Source organism: Polaribacter sp. SA4-12 (assembly GCF_002163675.1).
Taxonomy (GTDB): domain Bacteria; phylum Bacteroidota; class Bacteroidia; order Flavobacteriales; family Flavobacteriaceae; genus Polaribacter.
The window spans coordinates 2878440-2905385 of sequence record NZ_CP019334.1; the positions used below are offsets into that span (position 1 = coordinate 2878440).

At 30.6% G+C, this 26946-nt stretch carries 21 protein-coding genes; 11 read left to right on the forward strand and 10 right to left on the reverse strand.

What is annotated here, in order from left to right; translation table 11 throughout:
- Positions 1-441 precede the first annotated feature (441 nt).
- Positions 442-2598, forward strand: a complete 2157-nt coding sequence (locus BTO07_RS12550; RefSeq protein WP_087521559.1) for a prolyl oligopeptidase family serine peptidase — start codon at positions 442-444, stop codon at positions 2596-2598.
- A 45-nt stretch (positions 2599-2643) separates the two neighbouring features.
- Here BTO07_RS12550 and BTO07_RS12555 read toward each other — a convergent pair whose 3' ends face one another.
- A complete protein-coding gene (locus BTO07_RS12555; RefSeq protein WP_087521560.1) occupies positions 2644-3690 on the reverse strand; it encodes a flavin-containing monooxygenase in 1047 nt (348 codons plus the stop codon).
- A gap of 251 nt (positions 3691-3941) precedes the next feature.
- On the opposite strand from BTO07_RS12555, the gene BTO07_RS12560 reads away from it, so the two are divergent.
- Both BTO07_RS12560 and BTO07_RS12565 read left to right on the forward strand, forming a co-directional pair.
- A complete protein-coding gene (locus BTO07_RS12560) occupies positions 3942-6017 on the forward strand; it encodes a M13 family metallopeptidase (RefSeq protein WP_087521561.1) in 2076 nt (691 codons plus the stop codon).
- Positions 6018-6476: 459 nt separating this feature from the next.
- A complete protein-coding gene (locus BTO07_RS12565) occupies positions 6477-7430 on the forward strand; it encodes an ABC transporter ATP-binding protein (protein WP_087521562.1) in 954 nt (317 codons plus the stop codon).
- A gap of 2 nt (positions 7431-7432) precedes the next feature.
- Here the strand turns inward: BTO07_RS12565 and BTO07_RS12570 are convergent, their stop codons facing one another.
- Positions 7433-10264, reverse strand: coding sequence for a WD40/YVTN/BNR-like repeat-containing protein (locus BTO07_RS12570; protein WP_157663346.1), 2832 nt, complete (start codon positions 10262-10264; stop codon positions 7433-7435).
- Between the two features lie 163 nt (positions 10265-10427).
- Here BTO07_RS12570 and BTO07_RS12575 point away from each other — a divergent pair, with 163 nt between their 5' ends.
- Together BTO07_RS12575 and BTO07_RS12580 are read left to right on the forward strand one after the other, a co-directional pair.
- On the forward strand, positions 10428-11747 hold the full coding sequence (locus BTO07_RS12575) for a DEAD/DEAH box helicase (protein WP_087521563.1): 1320 nt from the start codon (positions 10428-10430) through the stop codon (positions 11745-11747).
- A 135-nt stretch (positions 11748-11882) separates the two neighbouring features.
- Positions 11883-13175, forward strand: a complete 1293-nt coding sequence (locus BTO07_RS12580) for an aminopeptidase P family protein (protein WP_087521564.1) — start codon at positions 11883-11885, stop codon at positions 13173-13175.
- Positions 13176-13230: 55 nt separating this feature from the next.
- Here the strand turns inward: BTO07_RS12580 and BTO07_RS12585 are convergent, their stop codons facing one another.
- Both BTO07_RS12585 and BTO07_RS12590 read right to left on the reverse strand, forming a co-directional pair.
- Entirely contained in the window at positions 13231-14235 is a 1005-nt protein-coding gene (locus tag BTO07_RS12585; RefSeq protein ID WP_087521565.1) for a sugar kinase, read from the reverse strand.
- A gap of 71 nt (positions 14236-14306) precedes the next feature.
- Entirely contained in the window at positions 14307-15092 is a 786-nt protein-coding gene (locus BTO07_RS12590) for an alpha/beta fold hydrolase (RefSeq protein ID WP_087521566.1), read from the reverse strand.
- A gap of 168 nt (positions 15093-15260) precedes the next feature.
- Here BTO07_RS12590 and ppk2 point away from each other — a divergent pair, with 168 nt between their 5' ends.
- The 4 genes from ppk2 to BTO07_RS12610 all read left to right on the forward strand — a co-directional run bounded on the left by ppk2 (position 15261) and on the right by BTO07_RS12610 (position 19313).
- Positions 15261-16061 carry a polyphosphate kinase 2 gene (ppk2, locus tag BTO07_RS12595; RefSeq protein ID WP_087521567.1) on the forward strand — a complete coding sequence of 267 codons (801 nt, stop codon included), beginning with the start codon at positions 15261-15263 and terminating at the stop codon, positions 16059-16061.
- A 161-nt stretch (positions 16062-16222) separates the two neighbouring features.
- Positions 16223-16657, forward strand: a complete 435-nt coding sequence (locus tag BTO07_RS12600) for an RrF2 family transcriptional regulator (RefSeq protein ID WP_087521568.1) — start codon at positions 16223-16225, stop codon at positions 16655-16657.
- Between the two features lie 69 nt (positions 16658-16726).
- On the forward strand, positions 16727-17065 hold the full coding sequence (locus BTO07_RS12605; RefSeq protein WP_087521569.1) for a cupin domain-containing protein: 339 nt from the start codon (positions 16727-16729) through the stop codon (positions 17063-17065).
- Between the two features lie 28 nt (positions 17066-17093).
- Entirely contained in the window at positions 17094-19313 is a 2220-nt protein-coding gene (locus BTO07_RS12610; protein ID WP_087521570.1) for a nitric-oxide reductase large subunit, read from the forward strand.
- A 38-nt stretch (positions 19314-19351) separates the two neighbouring features.
- Here BTO07_RS12610 and BTO07_RS12615 read toward each other — a convergent pair whose 3' ends face one another.
- The 5 genes from BTO07_RS12615 to BTO07_RS12635 form a co-directional block, all read right to left on the reverse strand.
- Positions 19352-20218: a winged helix-turn-helix domain-containing protein gene (locus tag BTO07_RS12615; protein WP_087521571.1), complete on the reverse strand. Its 867-nt coding sequence runs from the start codon at positions 20216-20218 to the stop codon at positions 19352-19354.
- A gap of 210 nt (positions 20219-20428) precedes the next feature.
- Positions 20429-20797, reverse strand: coding sequence for a plastocyanin/azurin family copper-binding protein (locus tag BTO07_RS12620; RefSeq protein ID WP_087521572.1), 369 nt, complete (start codon positions 20795-20797; stop codon positions 20429-20431).
- 98 nt (positions 20798-20895) lie between these two features.
- Positions 20896-21444, reverse strand: coding sequence for a carboxymuconolactone decarboxylase family protein (locus BTO07_RS12625; RefSeq protein WP_087521573.1), 549 nt, complete (start codon positions 21442-21444; stop codon positions 20896-20898).
- A 418-nt stretch (positions 21445-21862) separates the two neighbouring features.
- Complete coding sequence (gene trxA, locus BTO07_RS12630; RefSeq protein ID WP_087521574.1) at positions 21863-22177, reverse strand: thioredoxin; 315 nt, start codon at positions 22175-22177, stop codon at positions 21863-21865.
- Between the two features lie 273 nt (positions 22178-22450).
- Positions 22451-23290, reverse strand: a complete 840-nt coding sequence (locus BTO07_RS12635) for a helix-turn-helix domain-containing protein (protein ID WP_087521575.1) — start codon at positions 23288-23290, stop codon at positions 22451-22453.
- A gap of 166 nt (positions 23291-23456) precedes the next feature.
- On the opposite strand from BTO07_RS12635, the gene BTO07_RS12640 reads away from it, so the two are divergent.
- Together BTO07_RS12640 and BTO07_RS12645 are read left to right on the forward strand one after the other, a co-directional pair.
- Positions 23457-24890, forward strand: a complete 1434-nt coding sequence (locus tag BTO07_RS12640; protein ID WP_087521576.1) for a hypothetical protein — start codon at positions 23457-23459, stop codon at positions 24888-24890.
- Positions 24891-25110: 220 nt separating this feature from the next.
- On the forward strand, positions 25111-25545 hold the full coding sequence (locus tag BTO07_RS12645; protein ID WP_087521577.1) for a hypothetical protein: 435 nt from the start codon (positions 25111-25113) through the stop codon (positions 25543-25545).
- 134 nt (positions 25546-25679) lie between these two features.
- Here BTO07_RS12645 and brnQ read toward each other — a convergent pair whose 3' ends face one another.
- Positions 25680-26945: a branched-chain amino acid transport system II carrier protein gene (gene brnQ / locus BTO07_RS12650; RefSeq protein WP_087521578.1), complete on the reverse strand. Its 1266-nt coding sequence runs from the start codon at positions 26943-26945 to the stop codon at positions 25680-25682.
- Position 26946 lies beyond the last annotated feature (1 nt).

The window sequence follows — 26946 nt, forward strand, 5'->3', positions numbered from 1 at the left end:
CAGAAGGGTCTTAATTTAAATCAGAACTTCATAAAGAAGTTTTGCGGCTTTTACCAACTCTTTAAGGATAAGGTAAATCCATTTCAATTTTTTTTTTCTCATAGAAAATAAAATTTAAGATTAAACAAAAGCTAAATTAGAACTCCAATTCTGTTTGGCTTTTTTTATTATTTGTTTGCATTAAGAATGCACTACCACAAATATACTTCTTCTTATTATTGAAAAATCATAAAATTTCAAGAAAAAAACGTTAATCTGTTGATTATCAGACATATAAAAACTTACAAACATCAAAAAGTTAATAAATAATTTATTTTTACTGAATGTTCATTGGATAAGTTAATAATCAGTGTTTTAAAGCAATCTTAAAAACTTCCTACAAAATAATGTAGGAATTTTTTTTTGTGTTAACTTTGGTGAGATTTACAAAATTTAGAACTTATGAAGAATAAATTAATCATTCCTATCTTGTTTGCAAGTGCAATTTTTGTTTCTTGTAAAGAAGAAATTAAACAAAGAAACATAGATTTGAAGTATCCAATAACTACTAAAAAACCAGTAATTGATACACTATTTAAAACAGTAGTTGTAGACAATTACAGATGGTTAGAAGATGATAGAAGTAAAGAAACTGAAGCCTGGGTAAAGGCAGAAAACGAAGTTACTTTCGATTATTTAAGTAAGATTCCATACAGAGAGCAGTTAAAAGCACGTTTATCAGAATTATGGAATTACGAAAAAGTAGGAACTCCTTTTATTGAAGGCGATTATACTTATTTTTATAAAAATGATGGTTTACAAAACCAATATGTTGTTTACAGAAAGAAAGATGGTAAAGAAGAAGTTTTCTTAGACCCAAATACTTTTTCTGAAGACGGAACAACTTCTTTAGGTTCTTTAAGTTTTTCTAAAGACGGAAAAATGGCTGCGTATGCAATTTCTGAGGGAGGTTCTGATTGGAGAAAGGTAATTACAATGGATGCTGAGTCAAAAACAATTAAAGGTGATACTTTGGTTGATGTAAAGTTCTCAGGAATTTCTTGGTACAAAAACGAAGGTTTCTACTATTCTAGTTACGACAAACCTAAAGGAAGCGAGTTATCAGCAAAAACAGATCAACATAAATTATATTATCATAAACTAGGAACTTCACAAAAAGATGATCCAGTTATTTTTGGTGAAAAAGCATCAGAAAAACATAGATATGTTGGTGGTTATTTAACAGAGGATAGTAAATATTTAATGATTTCTGCATCCACATCAACATCAGGAAATAAATTATTTATCAAAGATTTATCTGAAGAAAATTCAGCATTAAAAACTGTAATTAATAATTTTGATAGTGATACGTATGTTGTAGAAAACAGAGGTAGTAAATTATATTTGGTAACTAATTTAGATGCTGCAAATAAAAAAGTGGTTACTGTTGATGCTAAAAATCCAACTCCAGAAAACTGGAAAGATTTTATTCCTGAAACAGAAAATGTACTAAGTTTAAATTCTGGTGCTGGATATTTCTTCGCAGAATATATGGTAGATGCCGTTTCTAAAGTATTACAATACGATTTTGATGGAAAATTAATTAGAGAAGTTAAATTACCTGGCGTTGGTTCTTCAAGTGGTTTTGGCGGAAAAACAGAAGCGAAAGAATTGTATTTTTCTTTTACAAATTATAGTACACCAAATTCTTCTTATAAATTCAACCCAAAAGACGGAACGTATGAATCTTATTGGAAACCTGCTGTAGATTTTAATTCTGAAGCATATACAAGTAAACAAGTTTTTTATACATCAAAAGACGGAACAAAAGTTCCTATGATTATTACACATAAAAAAGGCGTTGAATTAAACGGTAAAAACCCAACTATTTTATATGGTTACGGAGGATTTAATATCAGTTTAACACCGTCATTTAGTATTGCAAACGCAGTTTGGATGGAACAAGGTGGTGTTTATGCAGTTCCTAATTTACGTGGTGGTGGTGAATATGGTAAAAAATGGCACGATGCAGGAACTCAATTAAAGAAACAAAATGTGTTTGATGATTTTATTGCTGCTGCAGAATATTTAATTTCAGAAAAATATACATCTTCAGAATTCTTAGCAATTAGAGGTGGTTCTAACGGAGGTTTATTAGTTGGAGCAACAATGACGCAAAGACCAGAATTAATGAAAGTTGCTTTGCCAGCAGTTGGTGTTTTAGATATGTTACGTTACCACACTTTTACTGCAGGAGCAGGTTGGGCGTACGATTATGGAACAGCTGATGATAGCAAAGAAATGTTTGATTACTTAAAAGGATATTCACCTGTTCATAATGTAAAAGTAGGTGTAAAATATCCTGCAACTTTAGTTACAACGGGAGATCATGATGATAGAGTTGTACCTGCACACAGTTTTAAATTTGCTGCAGAATTACAAGAAAAACAAACAGGAGATAATCCTACATTAATAAGAATAGAAACCAATGCTGGTCATGGAGCAGGAACTCCTGTTGCAAAAACAATTGAGCAATATTCAGATATTTTTGGATTTACTTTATTCAATATGGGGTTTGATGCATTACCAAATCCGCCAAAGGCGAAAATTAAATTATAGTTTTTACTAAAATAAATTTGATAAAAAGATAGCTGTTATAAATGGCTATCTTTTTTCTTTTTTAGAAAGATGTGTATTTAAGTATTCTGCATCTTTTTTAACACCTCCCAAAGTAGCAGAACCTCTTGTGTATAACCAAGGAAGTCCTAAAAAGTACAAACCTTCAATATCACTTACGCCTCTAAAGTTCTTAGGATAATGGCTTTCATCTAGTTCAATACCATCAATCCAATCAAAATTTGGTTTAAAACCTGTTGCCCAAAGAATATTTTTAATATCAGTTATTTCTTGTTTTTCAAATGTGATGCTTTTCTCATTGGCATCAAGTGTTCTACCAACACAAGTAACATTTTCTTTTTTGAACAATGTTTTTACATCAGTTCCAATAACTGGTTGTCCGCTTTTACTTAACTTTTTACCAATCCAAGAATATTTATTGGCTGTTAAAAAACCGACTTTACTAAACCACCACCATAATGTTTTACCTAATATTTCTTGTGGAATAGACATAATATTAGTGTTTCCAGAAAAGTAAACAGTTCTATTTGTTTTAGAAACTTCATTTAAAATCTGAACGCCAGAATCTCCAGCGCCAACAACTAATGTTGCTCCTTCTTGTAATTGATCTGGACTTTTATAATGTTCACTATGAATCTGTAAAATGTCTTTCGATATTTTTGTGTGGCAACTTGGTGTAAAAGGTTTGTGAAAAGGACCAGTAGCTATAATCACATTTTTTGCTTCAAAAGTTTCTGTATCACTTTTTAAAGTAAAAATGCCATTTTCTTTTTTCAAAGAAGTTATTTTCTGGTTAAACTCAATTGGGATATTAAATTTAAAAACATACGCTTTTAAGTAATCTGCAACTTCGTATTTGTTTGCGTAATGTCCTTTTTTATAAGGAAATTCCATTCCGGGTAAACTATTAAATTCCGATGGCGTAAATAATTTTAAAGAATCCCATCTTTTTAACCAAGGAGCACCTGTTTCAGAATTAGCATCAATAATCATATAATTAGCACCTTTTTTATTTAGATGATATGCAATAGCTAAACCAGATTGACCAGCTCCAATGATTATATAATCCTTCATATATAGTTTTATGGTCACAAACCTAATCAATTTAAAAGGCTTATAATTATAATAATCAGTAAATAAAGTTTTTGATAGATGACAAATTCTATCGATAAAGGAATCAAAAAAATAGATGTTTTTAAATTTACTTATATTTGATATCGAATTTTACGAATAATCGAAAAGTCAAAATTAATTACTAAAAAATGTAACAATTTGGTATTTTTGTTACTAATCATATAATTAAACTCAATCAAAATCCAATAATAATGAAGATAATTAAAAAAGTGTTTTTTGTATCAGCTGTTGCCTCTTTAGGTTTAGTGGCTTGTAAACAAGACAAACCAGAAGAAAAAGTTGCTGGTATTGTTTTAGAAAATATGGATACAACTGTAGCTCCTACTGACGATTTTTTTAGACATGTAAATGGTACTTGGTTAGACAAAACAGAAATTCCAGACGATCAAACTTCTTGGGGTGGTTTTAATCAACTTCGTAAAAAAACGGATGCAGATGTTTTAACTATTTTAAACAAAGCTATCAAAGAAAGAAATTTTCCGAAAGTAAAAGATGCAAAAGGAAATGAAATAGATTCAGATCAAGAAAAGGCTGTAAACTATTATCAAACAATAATGGATACTGTTGCTAGAAACACACAAGGTAAAGCACCTGTTATGCCTTATTTAGCAAAAGTAGATGAGATTAAAACAAAAAAAGATGTTGAAACTTATTTAACAAACATGGCACCTTATGGAGGTGGTGGTTTTTATGGTTTTGGTGTTTTTAACGACTTAAAAAATAGTAGCCAATATGCAGGTTATATGGGTGGAGGAAGTTTAGGTTTATCTAGAGATTATTATGTAGATGCTAAAGTAAAAGACAAACTGGTAAAATACCAAGAATTTGTTGCAAAAATGCTACAAGAATTTGGTGATGATGAAGCTACTGCAAAAAAGAATGCAGCTACTGTTGTTGCGTTTGAAACTAGTTTGGCAGAACCAATGATGACGAAAGAAGAGAGTAGAGATATTCGTAAACTTTACAACCCAATGACAGTTGCAGAATTACAAAAATTATCTCCAGCAATAGATTGGCAAGCTCATTTAGATGGAGTTGGTGTTACAGATCTTGATAAAGTTATAGTTACAGATTTGGGTTACTTTAAAGCATTTAGCGAAATATTCTCTAAACGTTCTGTAGCAGATATCAAACTTTTATTACGTTGGAATACGATTAATAACTCTTTAGGTTCTCTTTCTACAGATTTAGAAACTGCAAATTGGGAGTTTTATAGCAAAGAAATGCGTGGTTCTAAAAAGCAACGTCCAAGAGATGAGCGTGCTTTAGGTAGTTTAAACGGTGCAGTTGGTGAAGCTTTAGGTAAATTATATGTAGACAAAATGTTTCCACCAGAAGCTAAGAAAAAAGCTGAGGAAATGATTGACAATGTAATGTTAGGCTTCGAAAAAAGAATTGCTGGTTTAGAGTGGATGAGCGATGTAACTAAAGAAAAAGCATTAGAAAAATTACATAAATTAACTGTTAAGATTGCATATCCAGATAAATGGAAAGATTACTCAGAATTACAAGTTAAAGGTTTAAAAAGTGGTGGTTCTTACTTCGAAAATGCAATTAATGTTACCAAATGGAACTACAATAAAAACATGGCAAAATTAGGAAGTGAAGTAGATAGAACTGAATGGGGAATGTCTCCTCAAACAGTAAACGCTTACTTTAATCCGGTAAATAATGAAATCGTTTTTCCAGCAGCAATTTTACAACCTCCTTTCTATGATTACAAAGCCGATGAAGCTGTAAATTATGGTGGAATTGGAGCAGTTATTGGTCATGAGATTTCTCATAGTTTCGATGATTCTGGATCTCGTTTTGATGGTGATGGAAACTTAAAAAACTGGTGGACAGAAGACGATTCTACAAAGTTTAAAGAAATTGGTGGTAAATTAATTAAGCAATACAGCGATATTATTGCAATCGACAGCATGCACTTAAATGGAGAATATACTTTAGGTGAAAATATTGGAGATTTAGGTGGAGTTCAGGCTGCTTACGAAGGTTTACAGATTTTCTTAGCAAAGAACGGAAGACCAGCAGATATTGATGGTTACACAGCAGAACAACGTTTTTTCTTCTCTTGGGGAACAATCTGGAGAACAAAAATGCGTGACGAAGCTTTAAAAAACTTAATCATGACAAACACACATTCACCAGGAATGTACAGAGCATACATGCCACTTAAAAACGTAGATGCTTTTTATGATGCATTCGATGTAAAAGAAGGTGATAAAATGTATTTAAAACCAGAAGAAAGAGTTAGAATCTGGTAGACACGCAGTGTCTTTAAGTATTAAAATTAGTACGTAAGTATTAAGAATAGAAATAAAACCGATGCGAAAGTGTCGGTTTTTTCTTTGGGCGTTACTTTATCCTGAAGGCATTCAGGACCAAGTCGCGCTTTTCACTATATCTTTTTGCAAAAAGCAAAAAGGATGCCGTTTCAATCGCTAACGCGTGCCTGTTTATGAGCTTTTTTGTCATTCTTGAGAAATTAGGAATCTATAAAAGATTAATCTCTTTCTCTTTATCAATAAAAAGACTTCTCGTACAAAATTCTTTTAAAAAAAAAGAATTTCACTCGAAGTGACAGTTTCTGTGCTAGTAAATACTAAATTTTAAACCACAAACAATTAAAATCAGCAGTAAGAACATACTGTCAGTTCGAGTGATTCCATTTTTTATGAAATCGTATCGAGAACTTTTAAAACATAAATACCTATTTTTGCAGCATGCTAAAAGTGAATACGATTTCCTTTAATTACATAAAAAATAAACCTGTTTTAAAAGGTTTTAATTTCTCATTACAACAAGGTGAGCATTTGTGTGTTATGGGAGAAAGTGGTTGTGGGAAATCGACACTTTTAAAAGCAATTTATGGTTTAGTAGATTTAAACCAAGGTGAAATATTTTGGAAAGAAGAACAAATCTTCGGACCCAAAAAACATTTAGTTCCAGGTTTCGAAAACTTTAAATACGTAGCGCAAGATTTCGACTTGATGCCTTATATTTCTGTATCAGAAAATATTAAAAAATTCTTATCACGTTTTCATCCTGAAGAAAGTCAAGCACGAACAGAAGAACTGTTAGAAGTCATACAAATGACAGCCTTTGCAAACACAATGGTTAAAAACCTAAGCGGTGGCCAAAAACAACGTGTTGCTATTGCTAGAGCTTTGGCAAAAGAACCTCAATTATTATTATTAGATGAACCTTTTGGACAAATTGATAACTTCAAAAAGAATTCTTTAAGAAGAAATTTATTTAGTTATTTAAAAGAGAAAAATATTGCTTGTATTGTGGCAACGCACGATAAAGATGACGCACTTTCATTTGCAGATACACTCATTATTATCAAAGAAAATAAGATTCTAGAAAACGATGCTCCAAAAGAAATTTATAACAATCCAAAAGAAAAATACATTGCAGCTTTGTTCGATGATGTAAACGAAATTACTATCAACAACAAAAGAGTTTTAGTCTATCCTCATCAAATTAAAGTTGTTGAGAAAAAAGGTCGTCAAATTGAGCTTTTCGAAGAGAAAGCAACTGTTTTAAATTCTTATTTTAAAGGAGCTTTTTGGTTAGTTGAAGCAGATTTTAACGGACAAATAGTATTTTTTAATCATTCGTCAGAATTAAAAAAAAGCGCCAAAATTCATATCGAGATTAGCGCTAATTCTTAAGTTTATTTTATTTCAAACTCACCTTTTGCATCACCAATTTTAACGGTGTATTTTCCTTTAGGTAAATAATATAGATCGTTTTTTGCTTTCTTTAAATTTGCCTCTTTATTTACTTTTTGGTAAGCTTTTCTTCCGTTTTTAGAAAAAGAAACATCATAAATAGCTTCATTAAATCCTTTGTCTGCATTTATAGAAAATGAGTTTACTTTTGTATCATCAGAAAAAATAGCAACAGTTACTTTTTTACTTGAATTTGCATAAAAAGGAATATTAATTTCAGGAGTATTAGCCTCAAACCATTTGCTCCAAGAACTTCCCCATGAATTACTTTTTCTAATAGAATTAATGGTGAAAATTTCTAAATTATCGTGTTTACGAGCCGCTTTTGTAAATTCTTGTATTGGTGCAATATTAGCTCGGTATAAACTTCGTCCGTGAGTTCCAATAATTAAATGTTTTGCAGTGGGTTGAATTACCAAATCATGTACAGCAACATTAGGTAAATTCTTGCTAAAAGCTTCCCAAGAAGTACCAAAATTAAAAGAAACATACAAACCATTATCAGTTCCTAAATACAACACATTTTCGTTTTCAGAATCTTCTTTAATAACATTTACCGCTGCTGTTGGAATGTCACTACTGATACTTTTCCAAGTTTGTCCATAATCATCAGACATATAAACATAAGACGTAAAATCGTCAAAACGATATCCGTTTAAAGTTACATACACACGTTCTTTTTTAAATTTTGAAGCAATGACTCTAGAAACCCATAAATTCTGCGGTAAATTGTTAGAAATACGTGTCCAACTTCCTCCTCCGTTTTTGGTTACGTTTACAAAACCATCATCAGAACCCACATAAATTAATCCGAATTGAAACGGACTCTCAGAAATTGAAGTCAACGTTCCGTAAGCAACATTTCCTTTTTTTCCACCGTTTGTTAAATCGCCAGAAATGGTTTCCCAATCATCACCTTTATTTAAAGATCTGTGTAATTTATTTCCTCCTAAATATAAAATATCTTGATTGTGTTTAGATAAATGAATTGGAGTTTGCCAGTTAAAACGATACGGATTTTCGCCCAAAGTATGTTTTGGCTGAATGTATTTATTATCGCCCGTTTCTCTATCAATTCTATAATAATTACCAAATTGATAACCAGTATACACAATGTTTGGATTTCTATCATCAACTTGTACTTGCATTCCATCGCCACCCATAATTGACTCGTAAGGGTTTTTACCAGATTGATACCAATATTTATCAATTTTTGCATTGTGAGATGCTACCCAAACGCCATTATCTTGCAAACCTCCATATACTTTGTAATCTTTTTGATTATCTGCATACACCGAGTAAAATTGCCCAACTGCAGGATCATTTAGCTTAATCCAGTTTTCCCCATCATCATAAGAAATATTTAAACCACCATCATTTCCATCAATTAAATGACCTTTCTTTTTAGGATTTACCCATAATGTTTGATGATCTGCATGCACATTTTCTTTGTTAATAGAAGCAAATGTTTTTCCACCATCTTTAGATTTTAAAATAGGAACTCCCATTACATAAATTCCGTTTTCATCTTGCAAATCAACACGAATTTCACCAAAATAATATCCGTAAGAATAATACAAATCATCTAAAGTTCCATCATGTGTTTTTTTCCAAGATTGTCCACCATTTGTAGTTTTAAAAACTTCTGCTCCAACAACAGGAGTGTCAAATAATAAAGAATTTGCATCTTCTAAATATTTTGCTAAATCAATAGGTTTTACGTTACCAGAACGCACCATTTGTTTTACGTTTTCTGCTCTGTACTTTTCTTGAAATCCATTTGTTTTTAAATAGGTATTCAGTTTTTTATCCGTCAACTTTAAAAAGTTTTCTACAGACATTGTTTTAAAATCGTCTTTAGTTAATGCATTTGAAGACTCTTTTTTCTTGTCATCTTTCCTTCTAAATTGGCTATCATGAAAAGCATAAACTGTATTTTCATTAAAAACAGCTAAACCAATTCTACCAACCCCATTTCCTGTTGGAAAACCGCTTTTATCGGCAATTTTTGTCCAAGAACTTCCTGCATCTGTACTTTTATAAATAGCAGAATTATTTCCGTTTCCACTAAAATTCCAAGCTTTACGCTCTCTTTCCCAAGAAGAAGCATACATAATATTAAAGTTTTCAGGAGCATGAGCAACATCAATAATACCAGTGTCTTTATTTATAAATAATGATTTTGTCCAAGTTTGTCCTCCATCCGTAGTTTTAAAAATTCCTCTTTCTAAATTAGAAGAATATAAATGACCAATAACTCCAATTACAACTTCATTTGTATTTTTAGGGTTGATAAGAATTCTACTAATGTGATGAGAATCTGGCAAACCAACATTTTGCCAAGTTTTGCCTTTATCCGTAGATTTTAAAATTCCGATTCCGGCATAACTAGAACGAGAAGAATTTTTTTCACCTGTACCTACCCAAATTGTTCCAGAATTCCAATCTACAGCAATATCACCAATATTTTGTGTTGGCGAATTGTCTAAAACGGGTGTAAAAGTAGTTCCGTTATTATTTGTGTACCAAAGTCCACCAGAAGCGTAACCAACATAAAATTCTGTTGTATTATCTGGGTTTACAGCAATATCTACCACACGACCACTCATTACTGTTGGTCCGATATTGGTAAACTCAATATTCTTAACTAAAGAAGCATTTGTCATTTGAGATTTCTTCTCTAACGATTGTTGAATTATAGCTGAATTTGTTGCTGTTTGTGCAATTAAAGTTGCCGAAAAACACATCAATAAATAACTGAAAATAGATTTCATAAGAAGTAAGGTTTGGTTTAAAGTGATGAAATTACCACTTGTATCATCAATATCAAAAAAATTAACACAAAAAGGATTTTGAGAAATAAAACGCTTCAATTTAAAACAGTGTATCTTTGCAGCTAGAAACAACTACATAAAGTTACTTTCATAAATATTTTCTATGACATTTTCAGATTTAGGTTTATCTTCTGCACTAGTAAAAGCAGTTGAAGAAAAAGGATACACCAAACCATCACCAATACAAGAAAAAGCAATTCCACATATATTAGAAGGAAAAGACCTTTTAGCTTCAGCACAAACAGGTACAGGAAAAACAGCCGGTTTTACTTTACCCGTTTTGCAACATTTAGCAGAAACGAAACACCCAAAATACAGACCATTACGTGTATTAGTTTTAACGCCAACAAGAGAATTGGCAGCACAAGTACATGATAATGTTCGAGAATACAGCAAATACGTAAACATAAAATCTTGCGTAGTTTTTGGTGGAGTTAACGCAAAACCACAAATTGCAACTTTACGAGCAGGTGTAGATATTTTAGTAGCAACTCCTGGTAGGTTGTTAGATTTACATGACAGAAAAGCAGTTTCTTTTAAAAGAATTGAGGTTTTAATTCTTGATGAAGCTGATAGAATGTTAGATATGGGGTTTGTTAGAGATATTAACAAACTGATTAGTTTTATGCCAGCAAAACGTCAGAACTTGTTGTTTTCTGCAACTTTTTCTAACGATATTAAAAAATTAGCAGCAGGTATTTTAAAAAATCCAGTTTCTGTAGAAGCTGAACCACAAAATTCAACGGCTAAGAAAGTTACTCACAAGGTTTATAAAGTTGATAAAAACAAAAAAACAGAGTTTACAATTAAGTTGATAAAAGACGGAAATTGGAATCAGGTTTTAGTTTTTACAAGAACAAAACATGGAGCGAATAAGTTAACAGAAAAACTGATTAAAGCAGGGATTTCTGCAGCTGCAATTCATGGAAATAAAAGTCAAGGTGCTAGAACAAAAGCGTTGAGAAACTTTAAAGATGGTTCTATTAAAATTTTAGTTGCTACAGATATTGCAGCACGTGGTTTAGATATTCCTTTATTACCGCATGTTATTAATTTTGAGTTGCCAAATGTACCCGAAGATTACGTGCATAGAATTGGTAGAACAGGTAGAGCAGGAGCAGCGGGAGAAGCAATTTCTTTAGTATGTAGTGAAGAAACTGAATATCAGAATGAAATTGAAAAGATTTTAAAGGAAAAATTAAAATCTTCTATTGTAGAAGGTTTTGAACCAACAGATACAGCGGCACCAAAAAGAGCAGCATCACAAAGTAAAGGTTCTTTTGGAAAGAAAAGTAAAGGAGGTAATTCTAATTCATCCGAAGGAAAAAAACCAAAAAGAAAACCTCATTTTAAAGGAAATAAACCAGCAGGAACAACCACTGGAAGAGGAAGAACTGGAGCGCCAAAAAAGAAGCGTTATTAACAAAAAAAATTAATTTAATTTTATACTTCAACCTTTTCTGTTTTTGAAAATAGAAAAGGTTTTTTGTTTACTGTCTAGATTTTAACTTCGTATCAATTATTTGCTACCTTTGTATTTCAACATAAATTCATCAGTATGAAATACGATAAAATAGACTCACAATTATTTATCAAAAACCGTAAAAATTTTACTTCAGCAATGAAGCCAAATAGTTTGGCGGTTTTTAATTCTAATGACATTTACCCAATTAGTGCAGATAGTACATTGCCTTTTGAACAACACAGAGATATCTTATATCTAAGTGGTGTTGATCAAGAAGAAAGCGTGTTGTTCTTATTTCCTGATTGCCCAAATGAAAAGTATAGAGAAATCTTATTTGTTAGAGAAACAAATGATCATATTGCAGTTTGGGAAGGAGCAAAATTAACAAAAGAAGCCGCTTTTGAAACTTCTGGAATCAAGACCGTTTTTTGGTTGCAAGATTTAGAAAAAATACTTTTTGAACTTTCTACCTATTGCGATACTTTTTACATCAATACAAACGAACATTATAGAGCAAACGTAGAAACAGAAACTCGAGAAGATCGTTTTACAAAATGGTTGTTAGCAAAATACCCCGCACATTCAGTTGCAAAAAGTAGTCCTATTATGCATCGTTTACGTGCAGTAAAAAGCCAAATAGAATTAGACTTAATGCAACACGCTTGTAATATTACAGAAAAAGGGTTTCGTAGACTTTTAGGTTTTGTAAAACCTGGTGTTTGGGAATATGAACTTGAAGCAGAATTAATACATGAGTTTGTTAAGAATCGTTCTAAAGGATTCGCTTATTCACCAATTATAGCTTCAGGAAATAATGCCAATGTTTTACATTATATGGAAAATAACCAAGAATGTAAAAGTGGTGATTTAATTTTACTAGATATTGCTGCAGAATACGCAAATTATAAAAGCGATTTAACAAGAACAATACCTGTTTCTGGGAGATTTTCTGACAGACAAAAAGCAGTTTATAACGCTGTAAACCACGTTAAAAAAGAAGCTACAAAATTATTAGTTCCAGGAACTTTATGGAAAGAATACCATATAGAGGTTGGTCATATTATGACTTCAGAATTGCTTAAATTAGGTTTACTAGATAAAGCTGATGTGCAAAATGAAGATAAAGATTGGCCAGCATATAAGAAGTACCTTATGCATGGAACTTCTCATCATATTGGGTTAGATACGCATGATTATGGCTTATTGCACTTGCCAATAGAAGCAAATATGGTATTTACAGTAGAACCTGGAATTTACATTCCTGATGAAGGTTTTGGAATCCGTTTAGAAGACGATGTTGTGGTTCAAGAAAAAGGAGAACCTTTTAATTTAATGAGAAATATACCTATTGAAGTAGATGAAATTGAAGATCTGATGCAAGGTTAATCCTTGAAATAAATATTTTAAAAGGGTGAAATATATAATTCACCCTTTTTTTGTTTTATCTATTAAATCTACCAGAAGTATTCCCTTCTAAAATAGAGATTACCTCTCGCTCATTTGCATAATTTACATCACCTTGATACGTGTGTTTAATAGCACAAGCAGCAGAACCGAATTGCATTGCTTTATAGTCGTTAAAATTCTGTAAACCATGAATTAATCCAGCAGCAAAAGCATCACCTGTTCCAATTCTATCTACAATATGTGTAATATCTAGATCTCTTGTTTCACGAAACTCTGTTCCATTCCACATTCTAGCTCTTATTTTATGCCAAGATGCATTTTTTGCAGTTCTAATTTTATCAAATACCTTTTCTATCGATGGAAATTTCTCCATTAATTCTTTACTAGCATCTATAAAATCATCGTTAGAATACGAGTATTCTGTTCCTAATAGCTCGTTAATTTCATTAATTCCACCAATAAAAATAGTTGAGTATTCTATTAGTTCAGCTAAAACTTTTTGAGGCTCTTCTCCGTATTTCCACAATCCGCTTCTATAAGTTGGATCAGCAGAAACCTGCATTCCTTTTTTCCTAGCTAATTTTAAACCTTCTAGCAAAGTTTCTTGTGCTCCTTTACATAAAGCAGGTGTAATACCTGTCCAATGAAACCAATTTCCATTTTCTAAAGAAGTTTCCCAATTAACCATTGAAGGTTCAATTTCAGAAAATGAAGAATGAGAACGGTTATAGGAAATAGAACTTGGTCTCATTACAGCACCAACTTCTAAAAAATAAACACCTAAAGGTCTACTAGAACGAACAATTTCTGAAGTGTCTAAATCAAATTTATTTAAATAAGAAATAGCTGTATCACCTATAAAATCATTAGAAATACAACTAATATGTTTTACTTTACCTCCAAAATTAGCAATTGAAATACCAACATTTACTTCAGTACCACCAAAATAAAATTCTACAGCATTCGATTGAATAAACTTCTTGTTTCCACGAGGTGAAATTCTCATTAAAACTTCCCCAAACGTAATTATTTGATTCATATTAAAACTTTTATAAAACAAAGATAGTTCAAAAAAATTAAAATTGGTTAACCAATTTAATTAATAAAAAACTATATTTTTAAAGATGTAATAAAATGAATCGTTTGGTTATTAAATGTTTCTGGTTGTTCCACATTTACAACATGTCCACAATTATCAACAACAAATAACGAAGAAGTTACGTGTTTAGAAACGATGTTTTTTATAGAAGGTAAAAACAAATGATCTTCCGCACCCATAATATACAAAGTAGGGATTTTTATATCCTTTGTTCTAAAAAAACGTAATAATGGATTAATCTCTGATGTTAATTTAAACCAGCGTAAAAATTCTTTTTGGTATAATTTTTTTGCTTCGTTTACAAATAAAGACCGTGATTTTTTATGATTCTTCTTAGGCATAATTATAAATGCAAATAATTTGTATAGCATCATATATGGAACCACCGATTTAAAGATATTACCAACCTTCATTAAAACTTGAGAGCGAAAATTCATCTTTATAATTGCACCACCCATAATCATACTCTTAACCAATTCTGGTCTTTTTTCGGCAAGATTACGAATCAAAATTGTTCCTAAAGAGATACCAATAAAGTGCGATTTTTTTATTTTAAGATAATCGATAACCTCAACAATATCGTGCGTTATAGAATCAAAAGTATACTTAACATTAAAGGTGTCTTTTAGTGTTGGTTTACTATCTCCATGACCACGTAAGTCTAAGATTAAAACATTAAAATGCTTTTTAAAATCTCTTACTTGTTTAAACCAAATAGAGCTACTTCCTCCTGCTCCATGAACAAAAGTAACCCACTCTTTAGAGGTTGTATGAGGATAAGAATAATAGTTTAACAAAGACTTTATTTTTAATATGATAAATAAACGAAACGCTAAAATAGGGTATTTAATTTTGATGATTGTTAAAACTCCTTTTTTGAGCCTTTATTATTTATAATTGATTTAAAATAAGGACTTAGTATACTTTTCCTTTTTTGTTTTTTCTATTTTTTGTAAATTACCTGTATGAATAAAGCTACTTCTAATAACGATAAAAAAAATAAATTTAATTACGATAAAGAACTTGCAAAACTGCATATAGAATTAGTCCATTTACAAGAATGGGTTAAAAGTCAAGGATTAAAAGTAGTTATCATTTTTGAAGGAAGAGATGCTTCTGGAAAAGGAGGAACTATAAAACGGTTTACAGAACCTTTAAACCCTAGAATTTGTAAAGTAGTTGCTTTGGGTGTACCTACAGAAAGAGAGAAAACACAATGGTATTTTCAACGATATGTTCAATATTTACCTGCTGCAGGCGAAATAGTTTTGCTTGATAGAAGTTGGTATAATAGAGCAGGTGTAGAAAAAGTAATGGGTTTTTGTACAAATGATGAATATGATGAGTTTTTACGTTCTTGTCCAGAATTTGAACGCATGTTAGTTAGATCTGGAACTGTTGTTTTAAAATATTGGTTTTCTGTAAGTGATGAAGAACAAGAGAGACGCTTTAAAAACCGTATTTCGAATCCTTTAAAAAGATGGAAATTTAGTCCGATGGATTTAGAGTCTCGTTCTCGTTGGTTAGAATATTCTAAAGCTAAAGATCAAATGTTTGCTCATACAGATACCAAACAAGTTCCTTGGTTTGTTGTAGATTCTGATAATAAAAAGAAAGCAAGATTAAATTGTATTAGTCATGTTTTAAGTAAAATACCTTATGAAAAAATAGACGTAAAACCGATAGAACTTCCTCCTTTACCAGACGGAAAAGCCTATGTGCGTCCACCAATGGATTATCAAACATTTGTGCCAGAAAAATTTTAAAATTATAGAAAAGATGAATAGAAATATTCATCTTTTTTATTTTACTTCTTCATTTATAATTAATGCTTTATTTCTATCAATAAAAAATAATTTAATATCAATAGAAGATAAATTTATCTTCTATTAATATTTTTTGTAGTTTTGCAGCATAAAATAAATGTATGTTTTCAAAAACGTGTGAATATGGCTTAAGAGCTGTTATTTTTATTGCTCAACAAACTAAATCAGAAAAGAAAGTAGGTATTACTACTATTTCTGAGGCAATAGATTCTCCACAAGCTTTTACTGCAAAGATTTTGCAACAACTGACAAAGAATAAAATTACACAATCTATTAAAGGTCCAACTGGAGGTTTCTTTATTGATAAGACAAAATTAAAAACAATTACGTTAAGTAATATTGTTGAGGTTTTAGATGGCGATACTATTTATACAGGTTGTGGCTTAGGTTTACACGAGTGTAATGATAACAAACCATGTCCTTTACACTTTAAGTTTATAGCAATTAGAGAAGAACTAAAAAAAATGCTAGAAAGCACAACATTATTAGAACTTTCTGAAGATAAAAACCTTCAAAACTATTATCTAAAAAACTAAAAATTTATTCCAATAAAGGATATTAAGACCCTTTATTCCTAATTATTAAAATCAACTAAATTAAATATTATGATTACAGCTTCAATAACAAAAAACATCACCTATAAAGAAGATAAGCCAACAATAACGTTGCTTATGGAAACTGAAACTACTAAAGAAATAAGAGTAGTGATGCGCAAAGGACAAGAAATGAAAGAACATTCTGCACCAAAACCAATTGTTATAGAGATGTTTGAAGGTGAAATTAATTTTGGTGTCAATAAAAAAGTATTAAATCTTAAAAAGGGAGATTTAATTGCATTAGATGCAAATTTACCCCATGATTTAGTATGTACAGAAGATGCTATTGTAAGATTAACATTAGCAAAAGCAGATTCAATAAAAAGAGTAAACGACGTAGTCTCTTAAATTTATAAAAATAGATTAAATCAATAAAATGAAGAAAATTTGGATTGCTTTTATAAGTGTAGTTGTACTCTCTTTTGCAGTACTAATTTGGGTAGGAACAGAAGTCTATCAAAAACAGCCACCAATTCCAGAAAAGGTAGTAGTTAAAGATACAGATGAAGTTTTTTATACAATTGAAGACATACAAATAGGTCAAAATGTTTGGGAATCTATTGGAGGTATGGAAGTGGGTTCAATTTGGGGACATGGAAGTTATGTAGCACCAGATTGGTCTGCAGATTGGATTCATAGAGAAGCTGTTTTTATGCTAGATTTATGGGCCAAAAAAGATTTCAATAAGAAATACGACGATTTAGATGTTGAGAATAAGGCAGCTATAAAGGCTCGTTTAATAAAAGATATTAAAACGAATACGTATAACTCTGCAACAAAAACAATTATAATTTCTCAAGAAAGAGTTGCTGCAATAAATAATAATATTCAACATTTTAGCGACATATTTTCTAAAGGGAATGAAAGATATGCTATTCCTGAAGGAGCTTTAACAGATGAAGTTAAGCTAAAGCAATTAAACGCTTTTTTCTTTTGGACTTCTTGGGCTGCAAGTACTAACAGAATAGGTAAAGAGTATACATATACTTCTAACTGGCCACATGAACCTTTAATAGATAATAATATTACAGATGGTTCTATAATTTGGTCTGGTTTATCAATTGTATTGTTACTTGTTTTTATTGGAATCTTATCATTCTATTACTTGAGAAATCACGAAAAAGGAGAATCTCTTACAAAACCAGATTCAGATCCATTACAGAATATGAAATTAGTGAAATCTCAAACAGCAGTATTAAAATACTTCTTTGTAATTTCTTTATTAATTGGTTTACAAGTCATTTTAGGAATTATAACGGTTCATTATACTGTAGAAGGACAAAGTTTCTTCGGTTTCGATTTAGCAAAATATTTACCTTATTCTGTAAGTAGAACTTGGCATACACAATTGGCTGTTTTTTGGATTGCTGCAACTTGGTTAGCAACAGGATTATTTTTAGCGCCAATGATTTCTAAAAAAGAAATGAAATACCAACTTTTCGGAATCAACTTCCTTTTTGTTGCATTAATCGTTATTGTACTAGGTTCTATGTTAGGAGAATGGTTAGGAGTTCATCAATTTTTAGACTTAACAACCAACTTTTTCTTTGGTCACCAAGGATATGAATACATGGATTTAGGTAGATTCTGGCAAATATTTTTAGGAATCGGTCTTGTTTTATGGGTTGTAATGGTTAGTAGACATATTTTATATGCAATTAGAAAAAACGACGAATCTAAACACTTATTAATTATTCTATTAATATCTGTTATGGCAATTGGTATGTTTTTCTTCTCTGGATTAATGTATGGAGAAAACAGTAGTTTACCAGTAATTAACTATTGGAGATGGTGGTTAGTTCACCTGTGGGTAGAAGGATTCTTCGAAGTTTTTGCAACGGTAGTGATCGCGTTTATTTTCTCTAGAATGGAAATAATTTCAGCTAAAACTGCTGGTAGAGTTTCTATTGCTTCTGCATCTATATTTTTAGCAGGTGGAATTATCGGTACTTTACACCATTTATATTATTCTGGTACGCCAGTTCAAGCTATCGCTTTAGGAGCAACATTTAGTGCTTTAGAAGTTGTGCCTTTAACTTTAATGGGATTTGAAATTAGAGAAAATTGGAACCTCTTAAAAAGCAAAAAATGGATTCAGAATTATAAATGGCCAATTTTCTTCTTTATCTCTGTTTCTTTTTGGAACTTCTTAGGAGCCGGAGTATTTGGTTTCTTAATTAATCCACCAATTGCATTGTACTATATTCAAGGTTTAAATACAACAGCAGTTCATGCACATACCGCTTTATTTGGTGTTTACGGAATGTTAGGAATGGGCTTTATTATTATCTGTTTACGTTTTTATTCTGATAGAGCTTGGAGCAATACAAAACTAAAAAGAGCTTTTTGGTTTTTAAATATCGGTTTAATAGCAATGATGGTATTTAGTATGTTACCCATAGGAATTATACAAGCGTATACTTCTATCACAGAAGGATATTCTTTTGCAAGAGAATCAGACCTTTTATACTCACCAACAATACAAACATTAAAATGGATGAGAATGATTGGAGATATCCTCTTTTCTATAGGAATCTATTATTTCTGTTGGTTTACAATTGAAGAAGTAATCTATAATTACAAAAGGAAAAAATAATTTTCATTAAAAAAGGCGAACAGAAATGTTCGCCTTTTTTATTTTATCTCTAATTTATAACCAACTCCATGAATATTTATAAGTTGTATAGATGCGTCTTCTTTTAATTTTTTACGGAGTTTAGAAATATAAGTATCTAAACTTCTACTCACAAAAACACCATTGTCTTCCCACACTTTTTTGGTTAACTCTTCTCTTTTAATAACCATATTTGGGTTTGCAACAAAGATTGCTAACAACTCACATTCTTTTTTAGAAAGCGGTATTTCAATTGCTTTTTTTATCAATTTATTTTGTTCTGGATAAAATTGAAAACTTCCTAAAGTAGTTGCTTTTTCTGATGCAGTTTTTTCAAGTTCAGTTGTTTTCTTAGCTGAAAAATATTTCTTGTAATACAGAGCTAATAACAATACAATTAAAATGTAAAAAAGAAAGTTATAGTTAGATTCTGATTTTTTTTGATCTAAAAACTTTACCTCAATTGAATAGTTGTTTTCAGGTAAAACTCTTCCAACACAAGAAATTAATGTCTTCTCTTTTTTAGTGTTTACTTCATAACTATAGGCAACTTCTTTAGACAGAACATCAATAACTTCAACTCTATAATTTTTAGAAAGCATTGTTTTATCAAAAACATTTTTTATAATGTTTACCAATGTGCTTGGTTCAATTGATAGCGTCTTTTCAAAAGAAATTTTGTACTTAAAATCTTCAATTTTTGTAATTGGTAAAATTAACGATAAAGAATCTTGTTGAGATAATAGCAACTGATTTCCAATGGCTCTTAAATTGACTTTTACGCGTTCTGAAAAGTCGTTTTCGTCCTCTTGTGGATTTGCAAAACCCCAAATAAAAAACGAAGTTATCACTAAAAGTAAAAATATAGAAAGGTTCTTTTGTTTCATAATTAATACAAATAACAAGTATTTATATCAATTTTTGTAACTGTTGACACTTCTTTTACATTTTTTTGACACTTGTTTTCTGATGTAGATATTGTTTTATAATAAAATGTAAAGCTTTAATTTACTATTTGTAATTAACAAGATAATTTTGCAATAACTAAAAAAAGGCGAACATTTCTGTTCGCCAATCATCATTTGAATTAAAAAAAATTATTCAACTATTAATGTGTATTGTGGTGTTGGGTTTAAAGGACAGAAATAAACATATTCTCCTTTTGTAAGCGTTACCGTTTTAGAAGTTTGCTTTGTGTTATTCTTAACTTGTTCTTTTACATAAGCGTTTTTAATATGCGCTTTAACACCAGATTTTGGAGCTAAAACAAAACCTACATTATGACCAACATTGTTGTTTGCAATTTCAAAAATGTACGTTCCTTCAGATAAGGTAATTTGCTTCTGCGTAAACTCACCTTTTGTTTGTTCTAAAGAAACTGTTTTTACTTCTTGTGCACTTGTGTTAAATGCAAAACCTAATACGATTACTACTACTACTACTACTACTGCTATTAATTTTTTCATGACTTCTATTGTTTTAAATTTTATGGATTTGGATTCCCGTTTTCACGGGAATGACATTTTTAATAGAAACACAAGGCAAAACCTCGTGAATCTTTTTATTATATAGTTGCTACTTCTAATGCTTGTGCTACAGGAAAATCTACTGCAACATCTGTTGTTTTATGAAAGTAATTTGTAATTGTAATTTCTCCTATTAAAATAATTGAATCTGCTAAGTTTCCTTTTGTATATCCTGCAGCATATAAGTTTTCAACTGCTTCTGGTGTTGCTGCTCCTCTGTTAATAGCAACACTTCTAGAAAATTTTGCCAAAGCATCTAATTTTGAATCAAAAGAAGCTTCACCAGCTCTTAATTCTAAGATTTGTGCTTCTGTAAAACCATTCATTTTACCTATTGCAGTGTGCGCAGATAAACAATAAACACATTCGTTTACTTGACTTACCGCTAAATTAATTACTTCTTTTTCTTTTGCTGAAAAGCTTGTTTTTCCGCTTCCGATTGCTAAAAAATTACCTAATGCAGTTTCACTATGTGCAAACGCTGCGTATAAATTTGGTACAAAACCTAATCCTTTTTCTAATTGATTAAAAATTGCTTGGTTGTTTTCTGATACTTCGTTTTTTGTTGGTACGTTAAATGTGCTCATAATTTTATTTTGTATTTGTTTTATTGTGTTTATTTTACTTTTTGAGTTGTCATTTTGAGTGGAGTCGAAAAATTTCTTTTGTTAATTTTTAAAAAATAAGATTTCTCCATTTCAGTCGAAATGACATTTTATTTACATTCACAAAGTTGTTGTTCTGGGTTTTGTTCATCATAAGTTTGATAACCCAACAGTTTGGGCATTGTGCGTTTTCTATTGTTTTCATAATTGTTGATTTTTTTGTTAGTTTCCCGTTTTCACGGGAATGACACTTTTTTGTTTTTTCGAAATTACTTTCGAAAAGCGTTTCTATTATTTGATACTGCAAAGATGCAACCGATAGTAACCTCAAAAATTGGACAAAAGTTCCTACTGTTTGGACGCTGTAAAAAAGTTGCCTTTTTTTTGATGATTGCAGCCTTTATTTTAGTCGGTTTATTTTACTTCTTAAGTTTCTTTCTGTAATTAAACCTGTATGTCTGTCTGCTGGTTCTCCGTTTTTAAAGAAAAGTAACGTTGGTATATTTCTAACATTAAACTTTGCTGCTAATTTTGGATACTCATCAACATTTACTTTTTTGATAAGTACATCGTCTTTTAATTCGTCTGCTAATTTGTTTATTGTTGGTAATAAAGTCTGACAAGGTCCACACCAATCTGCATAAAAATCTAATAATACATTGTCGTTGTTTTCTATAACATTGATAAAGTCTGTTTGTTCTAATTGTAATTCCATTTTCTCTTATTTTTAGTTGCTGCTAAAGCAGGATAAATATTCTATTGTTGTTTGGTACTGCAAAGATGCAACGGAGATGAAGGTTTAAAAATGGACAGAAGTTCCTACTGTTTGGACAGCGGAAAAAAGTTGGCAAAAATGCACGCGTGAAGGATTGAACAATTTGTTTGAGCTCTTTTAAAGTTTGATAAAACTTTAAAAAGCGAGTTGTGAAATCCTGACCTGAAAGGGCACGCCCAAATACGATACGTTAATTATAGAAAAAAAAAGAGACTAGTAGTCCTTTTTAAACTGAAGTGGAGATTTTAAAATTGCCTTTGTAAAGAAGCGTGTAAAATAGGCAGGGTCGTTAAAACCGAGGTCGAAAGCGATTTCCTTAACCGTTTTATCTGTGTAAATCAATTGACGCTTTGCTTCTAATAAAATACGGGTTTTAATAAAGTCCGAAGGTGTTTTTGCACCCAATTTTTGAAAGTGTTTGGTAATAGATTTTGGCGAAAGGCCTAATCTGTTTGCATAATCCGTTACAGAATGCATTGTTTTAAAATTCTGCTCTACCAACAAACTAAAATCTTTAAAAAGACGCGATTCTACATCTTCTTTAATAACGTGATTTTCCTTTTTTACACGAACTGCGCAAATAATAAATTGCTTTAAATAAGACTGCAACATATCGTATTGTGCGGTTTCGTTTTGTTGAAATTCCTCAATAAGACTTTCTAAAATAAAGTTGAGTTTTTTAGTGTCTTTTTCGCAAGGTTTTACAAACGGAGTTTCATAAATATTGTTGAATAAAACACCATTACATGCTACTTCTTTATCATGGGTTTGTATGCAGTAGAAATCTCGTACAAAGGTAAGTTTGTAGGCTGTTTTTATTAGTTCGGAATCTACTGTAAATACCTGTCCGGGTGATAAAAAGAACAACACATTATCATTAAATGTATAACTTTCAAAATCGATATTATAAGTCCCACTTCCTTCTTGAATCCAATAAATAGAATAGGCATTTTGTTGCTCATGATGATCTATGGTACACGCTTTTTCGAACTGTACAGAACTCACCGAAAAAGTGTCTTTAAAAGAATATTTTAGAATGTCTTGAACTGCCATATTTTGTTATTGTGGTCTTTTGGTCGTAAAAGTAAGTTGAAACTTTACGTTTAGTTTAGTTTGTTTCTAAATTTAATTTCAGATAACTTCGCTAACTACGAATATAAAACATTGAAACATTCCATATTAGTGTTAACGTTGGCAACAACTTTGAAAAACATCGAGATTGAAAAGAAACATACTGATATTATTAATATTTTTTTCTGCGAATTTATTTGCACAAAATGAGCGTTTTGATTTTTTAGATTATCAATTACGAAAGGGAGACTTTAATGCTCTAAATGAAGTGTCTGAATATTTTGACAGTAAAACTGAATTGACCGAATTTTTAGGTTATCACATAATCAATACTATTGAATCCAATTTAGCGAAAAGACTAGTTAGAGAAAATTCAATGTTTCTAGATTCCGAGATAATCATCGACTCAACAACAACAAGCGCTAATTTCAAAAAATTTCTAAATAAAAATAAAAGGAATATTAAATTTTCAAATCTTGCAAATGCTTTTTTAATAACACCATTTAACAAAAGAAAAACGGATTTTGAAATCATCGAAATAACTGATTTCAAATGGAATACTTTAAATTCTAAACGTAAACATTTATTGAAACTGGATTGGGTAAAAAAGAATACAATAGACAGTTTAGTAAATTCAAAAAATCCTTTAGCACTATTACAAATCGCTTCAATTCTATTAAAAAACCGATATAGATTTGACGAACATCACGACAATGAAGAAGTAGTAGATTTAATACAATTACTAACGAAATCCCAAATTGCTGTTCCAAACGAGAGCGGAGATTTAAGCTATCATTTAGAAAAAGACTTTTATGAAAGGTCAAAAATCAATTTAGTTATTTTTTTTGCAAACAATTATAGAAAATATAAATGGGATGACTCTGTTAAAGCGTTTAGAAACGACAATTTAAAAATTAAAGAAGTTGATAAAGAAAAAACACTTTTCGAAATGTTATCAAGCGAGAATGATACTATAGCTCAAAATGCATTCATAAGTTTGACAAAATTAGATGCTCAAAAAGTTAGTGATATGTCAGACCAATACAGAAAGGCTCGTATTTCGAATAACTATATTCTTCCATCATTTGAATTTCGGTTTTTAAAACAGTTGGTCTATTTAACAGATTACTGTAAAGAAAAAAATATAAATTTTGAAGGAAATGAAAATCTTAAAACTCAAATTGAACTTCTAAAAACAAAACTGACATTTAGTGAACGAAGGAAATTAGAAGACAAACTAGTCGATAAATTAACTTTAGATGATATTACGTCTTTTGAATATTGGTCGCTGATTTATGAAAAATCTTGGTCATTGACATATTCTGCTGGAAGAATCTTGGATAAATTCTATTCAAAAAATTGGACTAAATTGACTAACAACCCTAAATATCTTGAAATATATTTACTTAAATCAAGGTTATTTGATGACCTTGGAATAATTGGATTTTGTAATAATTATTTAGTCAAGTTTAATGGCTCATCGAACGAAACAATAACTTCTATTCTAAATTTAAATTCAAAAAACCCAAAAGTTCAAAGTCAAATCGAAAGAACATTAGCAATCGCAAAAAAAACCAATTAAATTCATTACCGAGGAAAAGAAAACTTGGTATGGGAATACTTCAAAAGATATAAAAAACTTTAAGGCATCATACTCTAAGATTATTCAAAAAAAACAAGATAGTTCTGAACTTGAAGATGATATTTCGTTTCTAATCTCGCAAATAGAATACGTCCAAATTGGAGAAGCTTTAGAGACTATCGAGGATATTCCGATAAGACCTTATGAGAAATATTCGTTTATGGCAAGTGACTTTGGCTTTTCATATTTAGGAAAATTTGAAGAAATTAAAATTCGAAAAGAGTTTTTAAAGAATTATCAAAAATTGAATGAGTTAGAATTGTATAAACATTATTTAAAAGAAGCAGGAATTGATTTAACAACCTCTAATAATCATTTAGATTTTGACAAGATTTATGACATTCTGAAATACGACATTAACACTGCTTTAGCAGGTGGTGGTGGAAGCACAATGGATAATGGAGTTTATTCAATTATTAAGATTTTGGAATTAACTTTTAAGACAACTATTGACTATCCTAACAAACTTTGTTGTTCAGATAATATGAATGCTTGTGATTCAAGAGGAAGAGCAATGGAATGGATGAATTATTTGAAAGTTAATAATCATTTGAAAAAGGAACATAATGAACCCGTTTCATTTGCATTCGAATAAAAAGCAGTTGCCAACAATGTATAAAAATAATAGCGGTTTAAGTGTTGAAACGAAAGTAAGTAAATATAAAAAAGGTCTGTGTTTAACCGAAAAGTTAGTGTTTATAAATCCGCTACTATTCTTATACTAGACCGTTAGCGAATCTTCTTCAAATTAAACACAACAAAAACCAATAAAGCAGGTAGAACCCAACCTAAACTATGTTCTGCAAAAGGAATAACACTTTTAATTCCGACTAAGTTTTCTCTAGGTATTACAAAGCCTAAAAAGTCTGTAATACTAAAGATGAAAGTAGCGATAACTACACCTCTAAAAACCAATTTAGAAGCATATTTTTCTGGTACAACATTTAGTAGAATTAATACAATTGTTATTGGGTATACAAACATTAATGCTGGCACTGCAATATCAATAATAAAACCAACATCATTACTACCAACAATAACACCTATAACTGCAGAAACTGCAGCGGTAATTGTATAAGCTGTGTTAGAGTTATTGCAGATTCCTCTTACATAATCTGCTGTTCCTGTTATTACTCCAATTGCTGTTGTAAAACAAGCTAAAGCGACTAAAACACTTAAAAAAGTGCTTCCTAAATGCCCTAAAGTAAGTGTACTTAAACCAGATAAAATTTCAATTCTTGTTGCGTTTTCTGCAAAGGTTGATGAGAATAAAGATCCGCTAAAAATTAAACCTCCATAAATTAATAATAAACCTGCTCCTGCAATGATTCCTGCTTTAGAAACGAGTTCTTTTTTGGCTTCAAAAGTTGTGTGACCACGTAAGTGTAAAGAAATAACAATTACTGCTCCAAGGATAACACCTGCAATGGCATCAAAAGTTTGATAACCTTCTAATATTCCGTCTACAAAAGGATGCTTAAATTCTGCAGGATTTATGGATTCTGGAGAAGTGAAACAAGCAATTCCTATAATTACCAATAAAATAAGGACAATAATTGGCGTTAAAAACTGACCAATTAAGCTAATTATTTTAGAACGATTTACAGCAAATATAAATACCAAAACAAAATAAATAACACTTGTTAAAAGTGCTGATGACTCAATAAATGGCTGAATTGCTATTTCGTGCGTTACAGCAGCAGTTCTTGGTGATGGAATTGCAATGGCAATGATGTAAATTAAAAAACAATAAATGGTACTAAATAGTGGCGAAACTTTTTTTCCGAAATCGTATAAAGTTCCTTGTAATCTTGCGTGTGCAAAAATTGCCAAAATAGGAATAGCAATCGCTGTTATTACGAATCCTAAAACTACAATCCACCAATCTGGACCTGCTTTTACTCCTAAAGATGTTGGTAAAATTAAATTTCCTGCTCCAAAAAATAGTGAAAATAATGCAAAACCTGCAATCCAAATTTCTTTTTTCTTATTCAAA

What these genes read in the sequence shown, in the direction of transcription:
- BTO07_RS12550 (WP_087521559.1), top strand. Translation starts at nt 442, where the DNA reads ATGAAGAATAAATTAATCATTCCTATCTTGTTTGCAAGTGCAATTTTT.
- BTO07_RS12555 (WP_087521560.1), bottom strand. Translation starts at nt 3,690, where the DNA reads ATGAAGGATTATATAATCATTGGAGCTGGTCAATCTGGTTTAGCTATT.
- BTO07_RS12560 (WP_087521561.1), top strand. Translation starts at nt 3,942, where the DNA reads ATGAAGATAATTAAAAAAGTGTTTTTTGTATCAGCTGTTGCCTCTTTA.
- BTO07_RS12565 (WP_087521562.1), top strand. Translation starts at nt 6,477, where the DNA reads ATGCTAAAAGTGAATACGATTTCCTTTAATTACATAAAAAATAAACCT.
- BTO07_RS12570 (WP_157663346.1), bottom strand. Translation starts at nt 10,264, where the DNA reads ATGAAATCTATTTTCAGTTATTTATTGATGTGTTTTTCGGCAACTTTA.
- BTO07_RS12575 (WP_087521563.1), top strand. Translation starts at nt 10,428, where the DNA reads ATGACATTTTCAGATTTAGGTTTATCTTCTGCACTAGTAAAAGCAGTT.
- BTO07_RS12580 (WP_087521564.1), top strand. Translation starts at nt 11,883, where the DNA reads ATGAAATACGATAAAATAGACTCACAATTATTTATCAAAAACCGTAAA.
- BTO07_RS12585 (WP_087521565.1), bottom strand. Translation starts at nt 14,235, where the DNA reads ATGAATCAAATAATTACGTTTGGGGAAGTTTTAATGAGAATTTCACCT.
- ppk2 (WP_087521567.1), top strand. Translation starts at nt 15,261, where the DNA reads ATGAATAAAGCTACTTCTAATAACGATAAAAAAAATAAATTTAATTAC.
- BTO07_RS12600 (WP_087521568.1), top strand. Translation starts at nt 16,223, where the DNA reads ATGTTTTCAAAAACGTGTGAATATGGCTTAAGAGCTGTTATTTTTATT.
- BTO07_RS12605 (WP_087521569.1), top strand. Translation starts at nt 16,727, where the DNA reads ATGATTACAGCTTCAATAACAAAAAACATCACCTATAAAGAAGATAAG.
- BTO07_RS12610 (WP_087521570.1), top strand. Translation starts at nt 17,094, where the DNA reads ATGAAGAAAATTTGGATTGCTTTTATAAGTGTAGTTGTACTCTCTTTT.
- BTO07_RS12615 (WP_087521571.1), bottom strand. Translation starts at nt 20,218, where the DNA reads ATGAAACAAAAGAACCTTTCTATATTTTTACTTTTAGTGATAACTTCG.
- BTO07_RS12620 (WP_087521572.1), bottom strand. Translation starts at nt 20,797, where the DNA reads ATGAAAAAATTAATAGCAGTAGTAGTAGTAGTAGTAGTAATCGTATTA.
- BTO07_RS12625 (WP_087521573.1), bottom strand. Translation starts at nt 21,444, where the DNA reads ATGAGCACATTTAACGTACCAACAAAAAACGAAGTATCAGAAAACAAC.
- trxA (WP_087521574.1), bottom strand. Translation starts at nt 22,177, where the DNA reads ATGGAATTACAATTAGAACAAACAGACTTTATCAATGTTATAGAAAAC.
- BTO07_RS12635 (WP_087521575.1), bottom strand. Translation starts at nt 23,290, where the DNA reads ATGGCAGTTCAAGACATTCTAAAATATTCTTTTAAAGACACTTTTTCG.
- BTO07_RS12645 (WP_087521577.1), top strand. Translation starts at nt 25,111, where the DNA reads ATGGCAAGTGACTTTGGCTTTTCATATTTAGGAAAATTTGAAGAAATT.